Below are 18,928 nucleotides of genomic sequence, written 5' to 3' on the forward strand. Positions count from 1 at the left end.
ATTCCCTTGTTACTGCCTGATCCCTGTGTAGACAAGAATGGCATCTCTCAAGAACTCAGCCGTACCGGGCTGCTTCTCGTCATAATGCGCTTTGAAGCGTTCGTCATCCACATACATTTGAGCGAGCCCCGCATGAGCTTCCTTGCTGTACTGAGTCCAGTGGTAGGTCAGCCACTGCCGATGCAGATCTGCCGCTTTCTGAGCCAGCGCCCCCTTGGGATCGCCTGTCTTGAAGGCTTCAGCCAAAGTGGAATACAGCTCATCGGTAAGAGAAGTGAATGCCTCGTGCTCAGCCTGTGACATGTTCTTCAGCTTTCTGTTAGATTGATCAATCACATCATCCCCATATTTTGCCCGGATTTCCTGTCCGTATTGCTGCTCATTGTCATCAATGAGCTTCTGCTTGAAGCCTTCAAATTTCTCTTGGTCTGTCATAACCATTCTCCCTTCGTGGGCAGCAATCGTCTTCTCCACATTGGCGATGAGAAGATCCAGCTGTTTTCTTTTGCCAAGGAGCTGCTTCAGATGTTCCCGGAGTGTCCCTGCTCCATCAAATGAAGCGGCATTCATCATCTCCCGGATGAGTTCCAGACTAAGTCCTAGTTCTCTGTAAAATAGAATATGCTGAAGTCTGTCAACCTCACTCTGCCCGTAGATCCGATAACCGGATGAGTTGATTCTACCCGGCTTAAGAAGGCCAATTTCATCATAGTAGCGGAGCGTTCGGGTACTGATCCCGGCCAGCTGACCGAGCTTTTGTATGGTATATTCCACTCTGCGTCCCTCCTGACAATTTAACTGTACGCCTTAACGTAACGTGAAGGTCAATATCTATTTTGCAATGCAACCTGGCAGGGGAGTTCTACGTTTAATTATACGGAGGTGTTATGAACATGACGAAAAATTTGAAAATGGCTTCCGCTCTGCTGGCGATGATCATGGTGCTTGCTTTGGCCGCCTGCAGTAATGAGAAGTCCACACAGCCTGCACCCGGGCAGGCACAGGCGGATACTACACAGAATGAGCCGGCCAAGAAGCCGGAAGATCAGCCTAAAGAGAATGTGATGAAGGAAGGCACGGGAACATTCACGGGGCTGGCAGACCCTCATACCGTTGAGATTATTATGGACGGTAACGCTGCCGCTTTTCAATTGGGAGAAGGGATGGATCAAGCTGCCTCGGGCTTGCAGCAGGGAGACCAAGTAAGCTTTAAATATGAGGAGAAAGCGATAGAAGGTAATTCGGGGGCACAGCAGCTGGTGCTGACCGAGATTACGAAGACCGCATCTGGCGGAGCATCCGGTTCAGGAGGATCAGCCGCCAAGGAACGTCCGCAGACCGGGAAGCTGGAAGTGACCGTGGAAGGGAACACAGAGCAGCGGACAGCTTCGCTTGTAAAGGGTGAAGGGTATTCTATGTACATTCCGGAGCAGTTCACGTTCGATCCGAAGGCTGGACTTCTCTATATGAACATCGATAAGAACTATGCGGTAAGAATCGAGAAGCTGTCTTCTGACCTTAATCTTGATAAGATAGAGGCTGAGGGCCGGAAGGAGCTTGAACCGCATGGTAAGGTGACTAAGCTGACAGGAGAAGAGATCACCCCGTCCATGCGGGATGCCAAGCTGTTCCTGCTCTCTTCGGGAAAGTCGGCTACGTATGAGTTTATTGTGAAAGAGCTTGATGGCAGCGGCTACATTTTTCACGTAGATATGCCCCAAGGGGAGCCATCTGAGGGATTTGGCCCTCTTGCTTTTGCGGCGCTGAGTACGATTGAGAATGAATGAGATGTTGGGATAATGGAGGGATTGCATGATTTCTATTGATTTGGCAGGCAAAACAGCTCTGATCACAGGGGCGAGTGGAGAGCTTGGCCGGGTAATGGCACGTACACTTGCCCAGAGCGGGGCTGATATTATTATTCATTATTTCAGCAATCAGGCGAAAGCAGAAGCCGTTCGGCAGGAGGTAGAGCAGCTTGGCCGCAAGGCCTATGTCATTTCCGCTGATATTTCCAGCCTGGATTCTGTTCTTCAGATGAGAGATACCATTCAAAGTGGGTTCAAGCTGCCCGATATCGTCGTAGCGAATGCGGTCTCCCAATATAGCTGGACCACTGTGCTTGAGCAGGATCCCGCAGACTATCTGGACCAGTTCAACTCGACCGTGCTGCAGGCAGTCCACTTGTCTAAAGCCTTTGTTCCCCATATGATTCAGCAGCAGGGCGGCCGCATTGTCGCGATTAATACAGAATGTTCCATGCAGAACTTCCCTACCCAGTCCGCCTATGTGGCAGGCAAGCGGGGGATGGATGGCGTCTACCGTGTGCTGGCCAAAGAGATCGGGGAGCATCAGATTACGGTGAATCAGGTCGCGCCGGGCTGGACAATTAGTGAGCGTGACCGGAATAACAACACGGAGCACAGCGAATCCTACGAGCAATCGGTTCCACTTAAGCGGCGCGGGACGGATCAGGAGATTGCCAATGTAGTGGCATTCCTGGCTTCGGATCTGGCAAGCTTTATTACAGGTGCTTACGTGCCGGTCTCAGGCGGGAATGTAATGCCGTCTATCTGATTGATTTTGACTCTGAGAAGAGGGAGGCTTGACCCCATGCATGACAAAGCCGATCGGCTGAAAGCAGCCAAAGTCCGGGACCCGCATCATATGGAGTCCTCCAAGCCCAGTCGATTGCCTCCCGGACAGACTTTGACCGAGAAGTTCCCGATTCTGCACGAAGGTCCGGTACCAGAATATGATCTGAACAGTTGGACGCTGCGTGTATTTGGTGAAGTGGAGGAAGAGCGGGTATTCAGCCTGGATGAACTCAAATCCCTGCCGCAATCGAAGTCCGAAAGCGATATCCACTGTGTGACCCGGTGGTCCAAATTCGATACCCGCTGGGAGGGCGTGAAGTTTGGAGACTTCATGAAAGAACTGCGGGTTCTGCCAGAGGCCAAGTATGTTATGATTCATGCGGATACGAATTATGAGACTAACCTGCGGCTGGAGGATTTGCTGCAGGAAGACGTCCTGCTTGCTTTCAGTTATGACGACAAGCCCTTGACGGCGAAGCACGGCTTCCCTCTGCGGCTGGTCGTTCCCCACTTATATTTCTGGAAAAGCGCCAAGTGGGTCCGGGGCATCGAATTCATGAAGGAAGACCGGAAGGGCTTCTGGGAAAGTCATGGCTTCCATAACACGGCCGACCCGTTCCAGGAGCAGCGCTTCTCCTCGGATGAGTATGAAATGCCGGAAGGCGAATGGGAATACAACGAGTATGATTGATCTATACAATAGGCCGGACAGCGATTTCGCTGTTCGGCTTCTTTTATATCCGAATTCACCCTGTTTTTATGTGATGGATATAATATTTTGTCGAAATTTGTCCGATATACTCCTTATCATTGTATTTGGCTAAAAGGACGGGATAAGTGTGAATCGTAAGGACGAAATTATTTGGAAAAGAAATAAACTGATCACCGTCATGGTGGGCGTCATTACCGTAGTGGGTGTGGGGCTGAGCTTTCTGGTGCCGGCTCTATTGATCAGCAGCCTGGTATCTGCGCTCTTCACCGGCTGGCTGGTATATGCCAATGTGAGAAAAAAGCATATCCACTTGGTGCCGTGGCTGATTACGGGCATGGTGAGTATTACGATTGTATACGTTGGCTGGGGCCAGGTTAATCCTTTACTGGGCTTACTTGTAGGCTCTTTGCTGCTGCTGTATCCTAACAACCAGTTTTCTGCCACTGGCTTTACCGTGGCGCTGGCCAATAATATTCTTCAGCTATTTCTGGTTCCTGCTTCTACCAAGGAAGATTTAATCGGAAATATCATCAACGTGGGCATGGCCGCTATTACCGGCTTTATTCTTTGGTTAGTCTCCAACCTTAATCTGAGGCTCTTCAAAGAGAGTGAAGTACGCGGAATTGAAGTAGAACAATCCAGAATGAAAGTCGAGACCATGCTCGATAGTGTAAAAGAGGCCGCATCTGTCCTCTATAACTTTACGGATCAGATGAAGAAGAAAGTCACAGAGACAGGATCCATCACGAACGATGTCACCGCAGGATTTAACGAAGTGGCCAAGGGTGTGGAATTTCAGGCAACCAGTGTCTCGGAAATTTCCGATTCCCTTTCGATATCCGATCTTCATATCCAGGAAGTTGCGTCCCATTCCAAGGAGATGAAGGAACTCTCGGCACATATGGCTTCGATTACGGAAGTCGGAAGTACGAAGATGGATCATCTCAATACTCAGATGAAAGATCTATACGAAGTAATTATGACAACCGCGTTGGAGATGAAGGCGTTCAACGAGGAAAGTGAAGCGATGTCCGATATTCTGGAGGGGATCTCCGAGATTTCCAACCAGACGAATCTGCTGGCTTTGAATGCAGCGATCGAAGCTGCGCGCGCCGGAGAGCATGGGAGAGGTTTTGCGGTAGTATCCGGTGAAGTTAGAAAGCTGGCTGAGCACTCGGGTCAATCCGTAGTAGAAATCGCCAATATTCTAGCAGACCTGAAGCTTCGCTCCCAGTCCATAACTGAACGCTTCGGAGTGATCCGGGAGTCTCTGGACGAAGGAAGAAGCTCTGTCCGGACTGCCGATGAAGTATTCCGTACCATTAACGACAATACGCAGCAGGTTCTGAATCAGGCGGTGAACATCGAGAACAGTTCCTTTACGATGAAGGAATCGTCCAGCAAGGTAGTTAGCGAAGTGTCAGAGATCTCCAGTGTAACTGAGGAGTCCAGTGCTGCAGCAGAGCAGATTCTGGCCAGCATGGAACTGCAGCGCAATCTGACTCATGAAATGGTAGACGGCTTCGTCGAATTGGAGCAGCTGATTCTCGGTCTGAACCGACTGGTTAACGATAATTACTATTCCTCCAATTCTCAGGATGGGAATAAGAAATCTGATCCTGCCCAGGTGGAAGGAGCTTCCGAGCTTCAGAACAGTAAAGTATCTGCGTAAAGCTTGTGGAAGTGAAAAAAGCCTGTTTCTGCGTGTATGCAGAAGACAGGCTTTTTAGGTTTTGCTGCCAACGCTCCTGGTTTTTTACGGTTGGAACTTATACAGATACGGAAGACTGGTCTAAACCTTAGTACGCTATTGTACATGATAACTGGGAAACCACCGGTACATATTTGCTACTAGGTCAATACGGATCAGTTACGGACATGTAGAAAATTGGGGATTAACGTATACTTAGAAAACGCTTGGAAGGCTTTTTATCCAAGCGTTTTTTGCTTTTTCTTTTAATGCACAACTTTATTAATGATAAGTACGTTTGTAAATTTAAGGGGGGAATGGATTTATGAAAAGAAAATTCTTAAAGTTCCTCATCATAACCATGATTATTGGGATTTGCGTCGGTTGCCCAAATGATAACCAATCCAATTCAGAAGTATCGGACGACCTTACGACTAAGGAATTAGAAATGTTTCACCCTGGCAACATTACAAACGTAGATTCAATAGAAATAATTAGTGGTAGCAATGGTAACCGGAAGGTGATCAATAATTCAACGGAAATCAAGGAATGGATGGAAAAAATTCGCCAACTTAAAATCGTTCCCGATCCAAACCAACAGGAATCGAGCGGTGTTTTATTCCATGTAACTTTGTTTGAAAAAAAACAAAAAAAGTTATATCTAACCCCTACTAGCATTAACCACACGCCCATTAAGCCTAACCCTGATTTAACATCACTCCTGAAGAAACTTTATGGAGATGAAAAATAGTATAAAAAACTTCCCTAAAATAGCAGCAAGGCGCAGAGAGCGAGATGAACAAATTTTAACCTGGAATACACTGAAGCATTTCTAACCGTCGTATTTTTGAATTAAAATTGACGTTCACTCGTTGTCACTTGTTAGAGGGCCTCTCATTATGTGCCAAATTTATCCATATATAGTATAATCGTAGCACTAACTTGTTGTATCTCTTAAACGAGGGGGGAGCAAATTTCTATGAATATAGCAGCCAAGTTGATTGAGAAATTCAAAGACTATGATACTCAGAATAAGCTGAGAGTTTATCGGGATAAAGCGAAGCTCATTATGACACGAAATTTGGAGGCATGGGACGACGAGGAGCTTCAAGCGGAATCTGTCCGGCTGCAGAACGAAGCAAGATTGGGCACGCCCCTGGACGAGCTGCTCATTGAGGCTTATGCGTTAGTCTGCGAGACAGCGAAGCGGAAGCTGGGATTATGTCCTTACGATGTCCAGATCATGGCAGCTATCGCTCTACACGAGGGTTTTTTGATTGAGCAGCATACCGGTGAAGGCAAGACACTTTCTGCTGTTATGCCTGCTTATCTGAATGCATTAACGGGTAAAGGCGTCCATGTGCTGACTTTTAACAATTATTTGGCAAACCGAGATGCGCAGTGGATGGGTCCAATCTATCGTTTCCTTGGGTTAACCGTTGACTCGGTTCAAGTGGGGATGACCCTGTTGGAGAAAAGAGAGTCGTACTCTGCGGACATAACCTATGTTACGGCTAAGGAAGCGGGATTCGACTACTTGCGCGACACGATCGCGCTATCCCAGGCCGATACCGTGCATCGTCCTTTCCACTACGTTATCGTCGACGAAGCGGATTCACTGCTTCTCGATGAAGCGCGGGTCCCGCTAGTTATCGCCGGCGAGCCGGTTATTTCCAAGAATGACGGTATTCTGTTCGCAGAAGTGGCCCGGCAGCTGCAGCAAGGGGAGCATTACGAATTTGATGAGTTCCAGAGAAATGTATACCTGAATGAAGCGGGCGCTGCGAAAGTGGAGTCACTGATGGGTTGTGGTAATTTGTACGATAACCACAATAACGATTTGTTATCATCGTTAAATTGTGCGCTGCATGCGGAGACATTATTGACGAAAGACGTGGATTACATTGTCCGGGACGGCAATATCGAGCTGATCGACGAATATACCGGCCGCGTCGCGCAGAACAGGCATTTGCCGGAAGGATTGCAAGCTGCGCTTGCGGCCAAAGAAGGGCTGCAATCTTTAGCTGGTGGAAAAATTCTCGGGACGATCACCCTTCAACACTTTATTAGCCTGTATCCGAAAATTAGCGGGATGACAGCTACCGCATACGCCTCCGCAATGGAATTCGAAGCTGTATATCAGCTCCAGGTCGTACGAATTCCGCCGAAACGTCCAAACATACGAATCGACCATCCGCACCGGATCTTCACTCATAAAGAAGCCAAGCTTAAGGCGCTCGTACGCGAAATCGCGTCTGTCCATGGGACGGGACGTCCAATTCTCATCGGTACATCAAGTGTCGGGGAGTCTGACCTACTGGCGGAGACGCTAGCAGCTGCAGGTGTACCCTGCCATGTTCTGAATGCGAGAAATGACGAAGAAGAAGCCGAGATCATAGCCAAGGCAGGGGAAATCGGGGCCGTGACGGTGTCTACGAATATGGCGGGACGCGGCGTCGATATTAGGCTAGGCGGCGGTAACCCCGTACAAGCAGAAGCAGTCGCCAAGCTGGGCGGGTTATATGTGATGGGTACGCATGTGAACGAAAGTGTGAGGATCGACGACCAGCTGCGCGGGCGCTCTGGCCGTCAAGGCGATCCCGGAGCGTCCATATTTTTCGTAAGCTTGGAGGACGAGTTGTTGCTTCGGTTCGGTATTCACAAAGCTGTTCGCGCTAGAAGACAGGATGATCCACTCGAGGATCCGGTACTCCGCGATAAAATCATACATATTCAGCGCGTGGTTATGGGCCAAAACTTCGATATCCAGCAGGAGCTGAACGGTTATTCGGATATGGTGGAGGATCAGAGGCGGATTCTATACGAAGAGCGGCTTGCAGTTTTGAAAGGCTGGAAGCCGATGAGTCCTGCGGAGCAGCGGGTACGGCTTTTTTATATCGACAAGTTCTGGGCTGACCATCTAGCATACGTGTCTTACCTTCGCGAAAGCATCCACCTGGAGAGCATTGCCAGCCGCAATCCAATCGATGAATTTCATGCGCAAATTACCGAAGCCTTTGAGCAAATTGCAGATAAAATCAATAGGGCTTCAGCCGAGATGCTTGTAAGGCTTGAGGGCTCGAATGATCCAGCGAAGTGGGAAAAGTTAGGCCTGAAGAATCCTACTTCCACAAGGACTTATATTATTAATGATCAATACATCCAGAACAAGCGCAGCTCATGGTCTGGATCCACCGTATTTGCTTTTTGGCTGCGCAAGATTGCGAGGCCCATATTCAGGCTGTCAGATTACTGAAACAGCGAAATCATGCTGCAATCACAGCAGACCTCGTCTGGTGGCCATTATTGATTGCTGTTGTATGCACCTATTTACAACGAACAGGAGTACATCGCCATTAATGCAATGTACTCTTATAAATGGTTACACTAATTAAAGCTACTTCACACCTTCAATAATAGCTCCATGGCTTCACGTTCCTTAACTGCAATCTCAATCAAAAGCTTGGAAGCCTTGTCCAGTTCCTGATAGCTGCCCGTTCTGCCTGCAGTGTCGAACATAGAAGATACGCTTACCCACATAGGAGCGATTTCGGTGAACAACCTGTGTGCCTTGTCTAGCCTCGAGTCTCCAATCAGAGCCATACATTCCTCAAGAAAATCCCGATATAGATTTCGGAACAAAGCACCGCCTGTTCCCGCCTTTTCCATCAATAGCGCAGTCAGGCAGAGATCTGCATCTATATTCTTGCTTCTAGAAGGCCACTTCAGGACTTCTTGGCTCATTTTGAGGATGCCTTTATTCCCTATATTGCGAATGGGCGGATTTAGATAGTCTCGTGCATTTTGGGTGATAGAGGATCGTATTGCGGGTACAAGCTCAGGAAGTGTATCGGCCGGTTCAATGGTAAATGAACGATTCCTGGAGCTCATCGGGCCCTTAGCGCTTCTGGCCATGGCCAATTGCGTCAGTCGAGTCTTCACAAGACCACCCTGCTGGCGTGTATCCGCCATGTAGGCGTAATCGGCATCCGCGCCATAGATTACGGCGTAATGACCTGCAAAATGCACTTTTTTCGTAAAATAGTCCAGGTAATAGGAGTCTAGCTTCAAGCCAACCGGAACTCCGCGTTCTAGGAAGCTCAGCACATTCTGCCACGCTTTATTGACAGAGGAGCTCTCTTGCACCCTGAGAGTTAAGTTGAGCCGGGATGCCAGGCAGGAGGTCAGTTCATCCGGCTTCACTCTTCCCCCTATGAAGGGAAAGTCCATCTGCTTGGAATCCCAGTAAATGAAACCAAATCCCTGACCTAATCCGAATAACATCGGCTCCGATAGCTGAATTCCAGCAAATTGAAGCAGGTTGCCTACGGTTGTCGTCTCGCAATGTTCCCCTTGATAAGGCACGAAATCTTCAATGATTCTACTCATGTTCCTCCGTCTCCTCCAACAATTCTTGAATGATCTTGCTAACGAACGCCTGCTCACTCTCGATGAGACTCACTGGGTGAAGGAAAAGTGCCCTGACATGAAGCGGTAAATGAGCGCCGCCTTGCGATGCATACATCTGCCTTAGATGATTCAATGTCTCTCCAAGAAAATCCAGCCGTTTGCGCAAAGCTTCAATCGCCTTGTCCTTCTCCACAACAGGTAATGCGGCGAGCCCCAGATCGAACCGATTATCGCGTTCGCGAGAAGAAGACAGGCTGGAGATGACTTCATCTCTCAGCGTCCCGATACCTTGTTCGGTCATGACAAATCGTGTCGGCATAGGTCCCTTTCCGGATTTCTCGCCGGATTCTTCGTGCTCAATCAAGCCCTTATCGTTCAACTTCTTCAGACCAGCGTAGACTGAAGTCGTACCGATATTGGCCCATTCCCTATAACCTCGCTGATCGATTAGCTTATTGATGTCGTAACCCGATGCTTGCTTACATTCCGCGATAATTTGCAGCAGTGTAAATTCAACATTCGAAAGTTGATTCATGTGTGGACTCCTAACGATTAATATTACACAGGTGTAATATATCACTAGTGAAATAAAAAATCAATATTACGATGGGCGTTGGGGTAAGTGGGTTATACTTCAGCAGACCTGATCAAGGCTGAACGATGGGAGAAGGGATATAACAACTTGCCGCCGGAGACCAGGGGAGAGGGGCAGCATAGTAAGAATGAAGAACGGGGCATGCCGAAGCAGCAAGCGTTAATACATCAAGCTGGCAGTTACAACGGAACCTAAAAAGGACTGCAGCAGTTCGCCTCACGGCAACCTGTTACAGCCCTTCAAACCGCGTCTGGTGCGGCTTCTCTGTCTTATTCTTATCCCGTCGCCAGCTTATTCTCGGTATACGAGATCCAGTCGCTTCAGCTGGTCCGTAGCTTCTAGTAAGTATGCTGATTGCCCGTGCGAGTTACAGGAAAACTTGCTGTTACTTGTGATACGGTTCAATATATCATATATAGAGCGAAACCATGTTCATTCACGTTTGGAGGGGTATAGTTCCGATGGCCGATGTAACATTTTATCGAGACGAGGCATTGCCTTTCTTGGAAGCAAAGCGATGTCGGAAGAGTGACTTAGCTTATCAGAAACATTTCCATGAGGAACATTCCCTCGGTTTAATAGATGAAGGCGAGACTCAGGCGTGGTGCGAAGGGATGTTATGGCGCGTAGAGTCGGGGAGAATGATCAACTTTCCGCCACACATGCTCCATGCTTGTCAGCCTGCTGAGAATGCCAACTGGAAATACAGAATGCTGTTCATTAAGCCGAAATGGTTTGAACATATTGAACTTCCTCATCTTAATAATCTTCAAATTCCGTTCTTGCTAGAGGACCGGAAGAACAACGCTTGCCGTAAACTATTCAATCGAACCATGGATTCCCTTGTCCGTAATGAATCTTCCTTGGAGATTGAGACGGCGTTAATCGAACTGATGCATATGCTCATCATTAAGCATGAATCCGACATCGTACACGAACCGCATGGCGCGTTGGAACAGAAATACGTCAATCGGGTTAAGGAATATATTCATGCCCATTACAAGGATCGGATCACACTTGAAACATTGGAGCAAGAGACCGGCGTCGGCCGTTATCATCTGATACGATTATTTAAGAAAAGTACGCATCTGCCTCCCCATGCCTATCAGAATCTGCTGCGCATCAATCATGCCAAGATTGAGCTGAAAAAGCAGCGGCCCATTGCCGAAATAGCGGTTGACACCGGATTCTATGATCAAAGTCATTTTACGAAAGCCTTCGCCAGAATAGTAGGTGCGACGCCTCAAACTTACGCGTTATCCATATAAATAGAGCAATTTTTTACAATCCTCTTCTATCGTCTCGATAGTACACTGAGCTGAGAAGACAAGAGGAGGGCTACTATATGGCGATCACAATTGAACTGGAAAAACAATTTGCAGAAACGATGAAATCCATTGCTCGGCGGGCAGAGTTGAAGGATTATGTCGAGCAGACGCCATCCATATATCATATGCTGCAACGTGCTGCCGCGAGGTATGTGACGGGCGACGACAGAGCAGCCGGACTGGAAGCGGGGAGGGCGCTTGTTAATAAGGGGTATGCAATTTCTATAGAATATATTGGCGAAAATACGGCAGATGTCCAATCTTGTGAAGCGGCGGCACTGGAAATGGAACAGCTCATTCAGACCCTGATTGATCGCGGGATAGCGGCTCGCGTATCGTTTGACCTCTCCCACATCGGTTTATCGGTAGATGACGCATTAGCATATAAGCAGTTGGCAGCCTTGGCGGAACAGACCCAGCGGAGGGGTATCGAACTGTTTATCAGCATGGAGGAATCAGCCAAAACCGAGGCGATTCTCGCGATCTATAAGCGTGCAGCAGCTATCTATCCGAATATTGGTATCACCTTGCAAGCACAGTTGCACCTTACAACACAGCACTTGAATGATTTGCAGGCTGATTCTAGACGATTACGCCTTGTGAAGGGAGCCTATCAAGAGCCGGATCAGCTGGCGATCTCACGTTCAGACGCTCTGAATGAACGCTATTTGCAGCTCTTGGAACAATCCATTGATAAAGGGCATCGAGTATCCATCGCTACCCATGATGAGCGCATCATAGATGAGGTGATCAATCGGGGATGGGCCTTGAAGCCGGGTGTGGAATTCGAAATGTTATACGGGATTCGGCCCGACTTAAGCAGCAAACTGAGAAGAGCCGGCTATCCCGTTCGCATCTATCTAACCTATGGCCATGAATGGTATTTGTATTTATGCCACAGGATCGCCGAGCACCCGCCAAATTTATATCAAGCAGTTATCGACATCGCGGCTGATAGACCCATTGATTCTGTTAGGGATTATGAATAATTGTGAGAGTAAAGCGCCGTCTATAAGGAGAAAGTGAACTTACCTATTCATAGAAAAAGGGATGTATGAGGGAGCTACAAGCTTCCGTCTCATACATCCCTAATTGCACATTGTTCGCCGCTATTTCTTAATGCATTCGATCTCTAGGTTTAATTGCGATGACAGTGCCTGGGGATTGCAACTGTCATGGATTTCGCCCTACTTGTGATACGGTTCACCTTATCATCTATAGAGCGAAAAATCTTTAGGCACCCAAAATGAGCAGTGGCTGAGTAATCGAAAGCCCCGACTCACGTTGTGACGCGGGCCGGGGCTTGATTTGTTTTAAGTCAGGTCATACGGCGGCGGAAACAAGTCGAGCGTAGTCCGAATGAACAATTTGACCGCGTGGGATGCCTCATCGATAGATGGAACTGCAAGTCGGATATCGCGATACGCATTCGGTTCAAGCTCACGCTTCACGAGCCCTGTAGGGAGGGATTTCAGTGCAAGTTCGGACAGAATGGGGAAGCCGAGACCTTCCTCTGCCATGTTGAGAGCCATGCTGACGCTCTGAACGATGTACTTTGATTGCAGGTGAGCTCTCGCTCGTTCGAATAGGTCCGTAATTGGCGGCTCATAGCCGGATTTACACGTAATGAATGGCTCCGTCGAGAGCTGTTTGACGGGGACAATGGGTAGACTGCTCAGCGGGTGATCCTCTCGCAGTACGGCGAACATTTTCTCCCGATAAAGTGGAATCGTCTCCCAATCGCCGTCCGGCGGAATGAGCAATGCAATGTCGATCACTCTTGTCTCCAGCCAGTTTCTCAGTTCGTCGATGCTTCCTTCATGCAGCTCGAATTCGATGCCCGGATGCTGCTTGGCAATAACACTAATAATACGTGGCAGGAAGTGAGCGGCGGCCACAGGAAAGGCTCCGACGCGGATTGTGCCAACTTGAAGCCCTTTCTCATCAGCGATGACTTGATCGACCTTGGCGAAGGTACCGAGAATCTCACGGAACTGCACGACGATTCGCTTACCGGTTTCAGTCAATTGCACCCCGCGGCGGTCGCGCAGCAGCAGAGGGATATCCAGCTCCGATTCTAACGAGGAGATTGCTCGGCTAACCGCGGGCTGCGTCATATTGAGTTCAAGGCCGGCTTTTGTAAAGCTCCCAGTTTCTGCGATCTTCACGAACAGCTTGATTTGTGTATATGTCATAACGTGAATGATATGCCTCCTATGAAAAACATTCATTTTCATCATGGTTCAATTTAGTGTATCATTCGGATAAAGCTTAACACAAGGAGAGATTTGTTATATGTCAGAGACATCGTTATCGCGTAAGCAAACGTTATTCTACTTGGCCTTCCTCATTCTTATGTGGGGAATTAACTGGCCATTATCCAAGTATGCTCTCGAGTTTACGCCGCCGCTTCTGTTTGCCGGACTTCGCACACTAATCGGAGGAGTGCTGCTTATTATTATCGCGCTACCGCGCTGGAAGCAACTTCGGCTTCGGGAAACGTGGCTGTATTATGTGCTGTCCGCATTCTTAAGCATCGTATTCTACTACGGCTTCCAAACAGTTGGCCTCCAATACATGCCGGCAGGCCTGTTCTCTGCGATCGTGTTCCTCCAGCCTGTGCTGCTCGGATTGTTCGCTTGGATGTGGCTGGGAGAGAGGATGTACGCACGGAAAATGGTCGGCCTACTGCTCGGCTTCGGTGGAGTCGCCGCGATGAGCATCGGTGGATTGGAGGGAGGCATCTCCATCTTCGGAATTCTGCTCGCCTTGGGATCCGCACTAAGCTGGGCGCTTGGCACAGTCTATATCAAACGGCAGGCGGCCAAGGTCGATTCGCTGTGGATGACCGCTATGCAGATCGTGATTGGAGGCATCGTCATGACAGCTTACGGCTCGACTGTCGAGAGCTGGTCAGAGGTGCGCTGGACGGCAGCCCTCTTGTACGATACGCTGTTCATCTCCGTATTCGTCATTGCGCTCGGTTGGCTCGTATACTTCAAGCTAATTGGTTCAGGCGAGGCATCGAAGGTCGGCTCGTACACGTTCCTCATCCCGGTCGTCTCAATCATCTGCAGCATTTTGTTCCTGAATGAACATTTGACGATGAACCTTATCGTGGGCATGATGCTTATCGTTGCCAGCATACTGCTTGTAAATGTAAGGCCAAGACAGGTCTAACGTGATTTAATCGTAGAATACCGCAAGATCAACGCGCCAAAATCATCGTCGCGAAAATTTCATTTCTGCCTTTAAAAGTACTCTAATTCGTTGCTTCCATCCACCACGGATGGCCCCTACACCTGGTGTTTTCGTGCAAATTTCCCTACTTGTAATACGGTTCACCTCGATTAATCTGCAACACTAATGTTGGCTTTTCGTTGATTTTCCTCAAATAATCTCCATTTGTTGATTCAGTGTATATATTTGTTTGAGGGACATCTATATGTTTTACGCCAAAAATATGAAAATTCATTTAATACTGTCATATGGAACCCATTGTGGACTCCCAGTTGATTCGTAACATAAAAAATACACCGCCTGGGCTTAGAAGCCACCTGGCGATGTAATCAACTTTGCATACTGCTATCCGTCTTTCCGTTCTCCTTCGTCCCCCACCGCGACCGGATTCCCTTCATAACTAATCCAATCGCTCCAGCTTCCTGGATACAGCTTCACGTTCGTGTATCCGAGATGATGCAGCGCGAGCACGTTCGGACAAGCGCTTACGCCGGATCCGCAGTATACAACGACGTCACGGCCTTTTTCAGCTGCTTGAATAATATCTGCAAAATGCTCCCTAAGCTCCGCCTCGCCCTTCCAGGCTCCGTGCGCATCAAGCACCTCCTTCCAGAAGCGGTTAGCCGCTCCTGGAATATGCCCGGCGCGGGCATCGATCGGCTCTTCCTCGCCGATATAGCGCTTCGCTTCGCGCGAATCCACCAGCAGCGCGCCGCGTTCCCCGGCGGCAGAGGCTTCGCGCACTTCGCTGACGTCAGCCCACATGCCGCGCTGCGGCTGAGCGGTGAACGTCTGCGGAATGACTACCTGCTGCTCGGCGTTCAAGGGATAGCCCGCCGCCTCCCATGCGGAGAAGCCTTCGCTCAGCACATAGGCCTGCTCATGCCCGGCATAGCGCAGCAGCCACCACAGCCTCGCGGCGTACATGCCGCCCTGATCGTCGTAAGCTACGACTCTCGTCTGCGGGCCAATCCCGGCCCGTCCAAGACGATCTTCCAGCGCCGCCATATCTGGCAGGGGATGGCGGCCGCCATGAGCCTGGACAGGACCTGACAAGTCCGCCTCCAGGTCCAGGTAGACAGCGCCGGGAATATGACCGGCGTCATAAGCCTGCCGCCCAGCCTCCGGCTTGCCGAGCTGAAAGCGGCAGTCTACAATCACTTGATCCTGCTCGTAGAGCCTTGCGAGCAGCCAGTTTTTTGCAACCAACATAGACATATTACTCCTCCTCTATCCTTTTACTTTCGAATCTCAAAAAATTGACAATCCTTTCGTGAATGATACGCCAGTTCACTTACGCTCGATTGCAGGATGACAGTCTGGTCATCAAAGCGAATAATGACTCCGCCGGAATCTACCAGATGATCGTCTTGAAATACACGAATACGGTACTGATGGTCCAAAGCTTCCTGAAAGTCCTGTTCAGTCAGGAGCGGTCTTCTAATCGGCATGGTGATTCCCCTTTGCTGGTACAGATTACAATTAAGGTTAACATATCATAAAATTGACCCTTGGTGCGACCGCAGGGTGTTGGGGGATTTTGTGCCGGGGCAGATGACTTGGGATTCTCCTTTGACTTCAAACAGACTCTGGAAGTACACTAGTTAAAAATTACTAAAATCCTGCTATAAAAGTTGAACTTAAAGAGTTACCTAGGCAAGAGTGTGAAATGATTCTGGAGAAGCGTAGCGTTCGCCTTTGATCTCAGACTTCTACCTTTATAATTCAATTAAGAAGTCTGAGAGCAACAGCGATCGTAAGAACATTACACACGGCTGACTAACAGGTAAAATCATTTGTTCAACTCATATAGCAGATCTAATAATTAGGAGTGGCTTGATTATGGACGTTAATGGACTCAGGCAGCACAGGCAGTACCCGGATCAGACGGGGCACGGGCATGGAAATGCTCGGGCGGCTTACGAGCGTGATTATTCCAGATTGATTCATTCGCCTACCTTCCGGCGCCTGCAAGGTAAATCACAGGTGTTCGGGGCCGGAACCGGCGATTACTACCGGACTCGTCTTACCCATTCTCTTGAGGTGGCTCAGATTGCGAGGGAAGCTGCGCGCAGCCTGATTCGTTCCTATCCGGGCATTGACACCGCGAGGGCTGGCAATCCGGGACTCATCATTGACTCCGAGGTTGTGGAGTGTGCGGCAATTTGTCACGATTTCGGGCATCCGCCATTTGGGCACAAAGGAGAAGAGGTGCTCTCGGGCATACTGGACCGCTTGATTGAGGATAAAGTACAGCAGGAGCTGAAGAAGAACAGTGATCCAGCTGCCAATGAGCTGCTGATTCGCTCCGCAATGAGGCAGAAGTATGAGCATTTCGAGGGGAACGCCCATAATTTCCGGCTAATCATGTTTCTGGAGAAGCGAGAGGACCTGGATGGGCTGAATCTGTCGGATGCAGTTCTGCTGGGAACGAATAAATATCCTTTTCCCGGCACGGTGAATCATAAGGGGATGTATCACCATGAGTGGCAGTATATTTCTGAGATCCGGAGTCAATGGGGAATTCCGGCGGGCAAGAAGACGCTAGAAGCCCAACTGATGGACCTGTGTGATGATATTGCATACTCGGCGCATGATCTGGAGGATGGGATCAAGGCGGGGAAGATCGAGGTGCATGAGCATTTCATGCAGGACCCGCATATCCAGCAGCTGATTGTGGAGAAGGTGAATACGCTGGAAGATCCGTGCTGGCAAGGATGGGACGATGAGCGCATACGGAGTAAAGCAGAGGAAGTGCTGACTTCGTTCCTGCGGGTCTGGAATGAGAAGCTGCCGACCTGTGAGTTCGATTCGTCCCGGACCCGCCGGGAGGTTAAGGCCTATTGGGTAAGCCTTTTCGTGGGAAGCCTGGGCGTCATTCCGGACGGGAACTGGCAGAAGGTGACCTTTGTGAGGAATGGAGAAGAGGACGAGGATATGCTGCGGACAGTCAGCGTGCTCAAGAGTTTCGCTTGGGTTACCATGATCCGGGACCTCAGGGTACAGCGTCTGCAGAAGCGGAGCGCGTGGATTATTAAGAGGCTCTGGGATGCTTTTGTGGACCCTCACACTTCGAAGTCCATTATTCCGGGAGACTGGCTCCGCCGCTTTGACCGGGATCAGAAGAGAGAGCATCCGATCTGGACCTGGGAGCATATGATCATTGATTATATTGCAGGCATGACCGACGCTTACGCCGAGAAAATATACAACGAACTGTACGGACTCAAGGTCGGCTCGATTTACGATCTGGATTAACCCGAGCAGAGAGGGGCTCTCCCAAAGGGAGATAATTGAGAGAAATAATCTGAAGGGAGCGAGCTCCAAGCAGACCAGACCTGCTTAATCGCTAGAGGTAGCGCGAACTTCGAATACAAAAAGCAGCGGCAGAATTGGACTGAGCCATAAAGTCTAATTCTGCCGCTGCTTTATTTTCCCCCCGCCGCCTTCGCCGCGAAATACTCCACGACCACCTCGCGGAATTCCTGGGCTGCCCGCGAAATGTACCGGCTCTTATGTGATAATAATGCGATCTCCCGCACCAGTTCATGACCCTCTACTTGGAGATAGTGAATATGATCATTTGCATTGCTTGCTGTGCTTGGGATGAAGGCAATGCCAATTTCGGCTTCCACAAGTGAGCCCAGCCTTGCAGGCTCATCTCCCTCGTACACATATTTGGGCGAGAATCCGGCGGATTGGCATACGGAGTCGGTTAAATCTCGTGTACCATAGCCTCTTTTTACACCGACAAACCACTCATCTCTCAGTTCAGCCAAGCTCACGCTATCCTGGCCTGCCAGCCTATGACTCTTGGGAACAGCAACAAGGACCGGGTCGTTGAACACGATCTGGGTATTAATATCATCTCCGTGTATAGAAGGTGAGGACAAGCAGAAGTCTACCTCTCCCCGGTGAAGAAGCGTAACCATTTCCTGCGTGGTTAGCATTTGGACATAAAATTGGACATCAGGCCGCTTCTTCCGGAACTCCCGAAGGATATAGGGCAGCGCGCTTGCGGCGGTTACCGCCAATTCGAGTGTGCCATGTTCGGGACTTGATAAATCGCTAATCTCCTGCTTCCCCTGTTCGAGTTCGAAGAGCGCCCTTTCGGCGCGGCGAAGGAAGCTGCTTCCGAATTCATTTAACCGCAGCTTTCTTCCTACCCGGTCGAATAGGGGTACACCTAAATCCTCTTCCAGACGCTGAATCGTCTTGCTTAGTGAGGACTGTGTCACATGCAGGCTTCGTGCGGCTTCAGTTACATGCTCCAATCTGGCTACCGCGATAAAATATTGCAGCTGAAGAAGCTCCATTTTGCACCTCCGCTCATTCCTTCTAGTCTATGAAATCATA

General features: G+C 49.3%; 18 protein-coding genes. 11 read left to right on the plus strand and 7 right to left on the minus strand.

From position 1 onward, the window contains the following. Positions 1–9: 9 nt before the first annotated feature. Positions 10–774, minus strand: coding sequence for a MerR family transcriptional regulator (locus ACEN86_RS04900; protein WP_495633236.1), 765 nt, complete (start codon positions 772–774; stop codon positions 10–12). 119 nt (positions 775–893) lie between these two features. Here ACEN86_RS04900 and ACEN86_RS04905 point away from each other — a divergent pair, with 119 nt between their 5' ends. The 6 genes from ACEN86_RS04905 to ACEN86_RS04930 all read left to right on the plus strand — a co-directional run bounded on the left by ACEN86_RS04905 (position 894) and on the right by ACEN86_RS04930 (position 8,255). Further along, a complete protein-coding gene (locus ACEN86_RS04905) occupies positions 894–1,787 on the plus strand; it encodes a DUF8580 domain-containing lipoprotein (RefSeq protein WP_495633237.1) in 894 nt (297 codons plus the stop codon). A gap of 25 nt (positions 1,788–1,812) precedes the next feature. After that, entirely contained in the window at positions 1,813–2,577 is a 765-nt protein-coding gene (locus ACEN86_RS04910; RefSeq protein ID WP_495633238.1) for an SDR family NAD(P)-dependent oxidoreductase, read from the plus strand. A gap of 36 nt (positions 2,578–2,613) precedes the next feature. Beyond that, the gene (locus ACEN86_RS04915; RefSeq protein WP_495633239.1) at positions 2,614–3,288 is read left to right on the plus strand and encodes a sulfite oxidase-like oxidoreductase; all 675 of its coding nucleotides are present in this window, start codon (positions 2,614–2,616) and stop codon (positions 3,286–3,288) included. Positions 3,289–3,436: 148 nt separating this feature from the next. Next, complete coding sequence (locus ACEN86_RS04920; protein WP_495633240.1) at positions 3,437–4,981, plus strand: methyl-accepting chemotaxis protein; 1,545 nt, start codon at positions 3,437–3,439, stop codon at positions 4,979–4,981. 343 nt (positions 4,982–5,324) lie between these two features. Continuing rightward, positions 5,325–5,750, plus strand: a complete 426-nt coding sequence (locus ACEN86_RS04925) for a hypothetical protein (RefSeq protein WP_495633241.1) — start codon at positions 5,325–5,327, stop codon at positions 5,748–5,750. 228 nt (positions 5,751–5,978) lie between these two features. Next, on the plus strand, positions 5,979–8,255 hold the full coding sequence (locus ACEN86_RS04930) for a preprotein translocase subunit SecA (RefSeq protein WP_495633242.1): 2,277 nt from the start codon (positions 5,979–5,981) through the stop codon (positions 8,253–8,255). A 146-nt stretch (positions 8,256–8,401) separates the two neighbouring features. Here ACEN86_RS04930 and ACEN86_RS04935 read toward each other — a convergent pair whose 3' ends face one another. Continuing rightward, a complete protein-coding gene (locus ACEN86_RS04935) occupies positions 8,402–9,388 on the minus strand; it encodes a BtrH N-terminal domain-containing protein (protein ID WP_495633243.1) in 987 nt (328 codons plus the stop codon). After that, the gene (locus ACEN86_RS04940; protein WP_495633244.1) at positions 9,381–9,944 is read right to left on the minus strand and encodes a PadR family transcriptional regulator; all 564 of its coding nucleotides are present in this window, start codon (positions 9,942–9,944) and stop codon (positions 9,381–9,383) included. Before ACEN86_RS04940 ends, ACEN86_RS04935 begins: the two co-directional genes overlap by 8 nt. An 87-nt stretch (positions 9,945–10,031) precedes the next feature. Between ACEN86_RS04940 and ACEN86_RS04945 the strand changes: the two genes are divergently transcribed. The 3 genes from ACEN86_RS04945 to ACEN86_RS04955 all read left to right on the plus strand — a co-directional run bounded on the left by ACEN86_RS04945 (position 10,032) and on the right by ACEN86_RS04955 (position 12,321). Beyond that, entirely contained in the window at positions 10,032–10,199 is a 168-nt protein-coding gene (locus tag ACEN86_RS04945; RefSeq protein WP_495633245.1) for a hypothetical protein, read from the plus strand. A 266-nt stretch (positions 10,200–10,465) separates the two neighbouring features. Further along, on the plus strand, positions 10,466–11,272 hold the full coding sequence (locus tag ACEN86_RS04950; RefSeq protein WP_495633246.1) for a helix-turn-helix domain-containing protein: 807 nt from the start codon (positions 10,466–10,468) through the stop codon (positions 11,270–11,272). 77 nt (positions 11,273–11,349) lie between these two features. Then, complete coding sequence (locus tag ACEN86_RS04955; RefSeq protein WP_495633247.1) at positions 11,350–12,321, plus strand: proline dehydrogenase family protein; 972 nt, start codon at positions 11,350–11,352, stop codon at positions 12,319–12,321. A 324-nt stretch (positions 12,322–12,645) separates the two neighbouring features. On the opposite strand, the gene ACEN86_RS04960 is transcribed toward ACEN86_RS04955, so the two are convergent. Beyond that, positions 12,646–13,527: a LysR family transcriptional regulator gene (locus ACEN86_RS04960; RefSeq protein ID WP_495633248.1), complete on the minus strand. Its 882-nt coding sequence runs from the start codon at positions 13,525–13,527 to the stop codon at positions 12,646–12,648. Between the two features lie 100 nt (positions 13,528–13,627). Here ACEN86_RS04960 and ACEN86_RS04965 point away from each other — a divergent pair, with 100 nt between their 5' ends. Next, on the plus strand, positions 13,628–14,512 hold the full coding sequence (locus tag ACEN86_RS04965; RefSeq protein ID WP_495633249.1) for a DMT family transporter: 885 nt from the start codon (positions 13,628–13,630) through the stop codon (positions 14,510–14,512). Between the two features lie 405 nt (positions 14,513–14,917). On the opposite strand, the gene ACEN86_RS04970 is transcribed toward ACEN86_RS04965, so the two are convergent. Both ACEN86_RS04970 and ACEN86_RS04975 read right to left on the minus strand, forming a co-directional pair. Further along, positions 14,918–15,790 (minus strand): sulfurtransferase, encoded by an 873-nt coding sequence (locus tag ACEN86_RS04970; RefSeq protein WP_495633250.1) that lies wholly within the window; start codon positions 15,788–15,790, stop codon positions 14,918–14,920. A gap of 20 nt (positions 15,791–15,810) precedes the next feature. Beyond that, on the minus strand, positions 15,811–16,023 hold the full coding sequence (locus ACEN86_RS04975) for a hypothetical protein (protein WP_495633251.1): 213 nt from the start codon (positions 16,021–16,023) through the stop codon (positions 15,811–15,813). Between the two features lie 391 nt (positions 16,024–16,414). Between ACEN86_RS04975 and ACEN86_RS04980 the strand changes: the two genes are divergently transcribed. Beyond that, on the plus strand, positions 16,415–17,830 hold the full coding sequence (locus ACEN86_RS04980; RefSeq protein ID WP_495633252.1) for a deoxyguanosinetriphosphate triphosphohydrolase family protein: 1,416 nt from the start codon (positions 16,415–16,417) through the stop codon (positions 17,828–17,830). A gap of 170 nt (positions 17,831–18,000) precedes the next feature. Here the strand turns inward: ACEN86_RS04980 and ACEN86_RS04985 are convergent, their stop codons facing one another. Further along, positions 18,001–18,888, minus strand: a complete 888-nt coding sequence (locus tag ACEN86_RS04985) for a LysR family transcriptional regulator (RefSeq protein ID WP_495633253.1) — start codon at positions 18,886–18,888, stop codon at positions 18,001–18,003. Between the last annotated feature and the right edge of the window lie 40 nt (positions 18,889–18,928).

The organism is Paenibacillus sp. Paensp111 (assembly GCF_059492195.1).

What these genes read in the sequence shown, in the direction of transcription:
- ACEN86_RS04905 (WP_495633237.1), top strand. Translation starts at nt 894, where the DNA reads ATGACGAAAAATTTGAAAATGGCTTCCGCTCTGCTGGCGATGATCATG.
- ACEN86_RS04910 (WP_495633238.1), top strand. Translation starts at nt 1,813, where the DNA reads ATGATTTCTATTGATTTGGCAGGCAAAACAGCTCTGATCACAGGGGCG.
- ACEN86_RS04915 (WP_495633239.1), top strand. Translation starts at nt 2,614, where the DNA reads ATGCATGACAAAGCCGATCGGCTGAAAGCAGCCAAAGTCCGGGACCCG.
- ACEN86_RS04925 (WP_495633241.1), top strand. Translation starts at nt 5,325, where the DNA reads ATGAAAAGAAAATTCTTAAAGTTCCTCATCATAACCATGATTATTGGG.
- ACEN86_RS04930 (WP_495633242.1), top strand. Translation starts at nt 5,979, where the DNA reads ATGAATATAGCAGCCAAGTTGATTGAGAAATTCAAAGACTATGATACT.
- ACEN86_RS04935 (WP_495633243.1), bottom strand. Translation starts at nt 9,388, where the DNA reads ATGAGTAGAATCATTGAAGATTTCGTGCCTTATCAAGGGGAACATTGC.
- ACEN86_RS04940 (WP_495633244.1), bottom strand. Translation starts at nt 9,944, where the DNA reads ATGAATCAACTTTCGAATGTTGAATTTACACTGCTGCAAATTATCGCG.
- ACEN86_RS04950 (WP_495633246.1), top strand. Translation starts at nt 10,466, where the DNA reads ATGGCCGATGTAACATTTTATCGAGACGAGGCATTGCCTTTCTTGGAA.
- ACEN86_RS04955 (WP_495633247.1), top strand. Translation starts at nt 11,350, where the DNA reads ATGGCGATCACAATTGAACTGGAAAAACAATTTGCAGAAACGATGAAA.
- ACEN86_RS04960 (WP_495633248.1), bottom strand. Translation starts at nt 13,527, where the DNA reads ATGACATATACACAAATCAAGCTGTTCGTGAAGATCGCAGAAACTGGG.
- ACEN86_RS04965 (WP_495633249.1), top strand. Translation starts at nt 13,628, where the DNA reads ATGTCAGAGACATCGTTATCGCGTAAGCAAACGTTATTCTACTTGGCC.
- ACEN86_RS04970 (WP_495633250.1), bottom strand. Translation starts at nt 15,790, where the DNA reads ATGTCTATGTTGGTTGCAAAAAACTGGCTGCTCGCAAGGCTCTACGAG.
- ACEN86_RS04975 (WP_495633251.1), bottom strand. Translation starts at nt 16,023, where the DNA reads ATGCCGATTAGAAGACCGCTCCTGACTGAACAGGACTTTCAGGAAGCT.
- ACEN86_RS04980 (WP_495633252.1), top strand. Translation starts at nt 16,415, where the DNA reads ATGGACGTTAATGGACTCAGGCAGCACAGGCAGTACCCGGATCAGACG.
- ACEN86_RS04985 (WP_495633253.1), bottom strand. Translation starts at nt 18,888, where the DNA reads ATGGAGCTTCTTCAGCTGCAATATTTTATCGCGGTAGCCAGATTGGAG.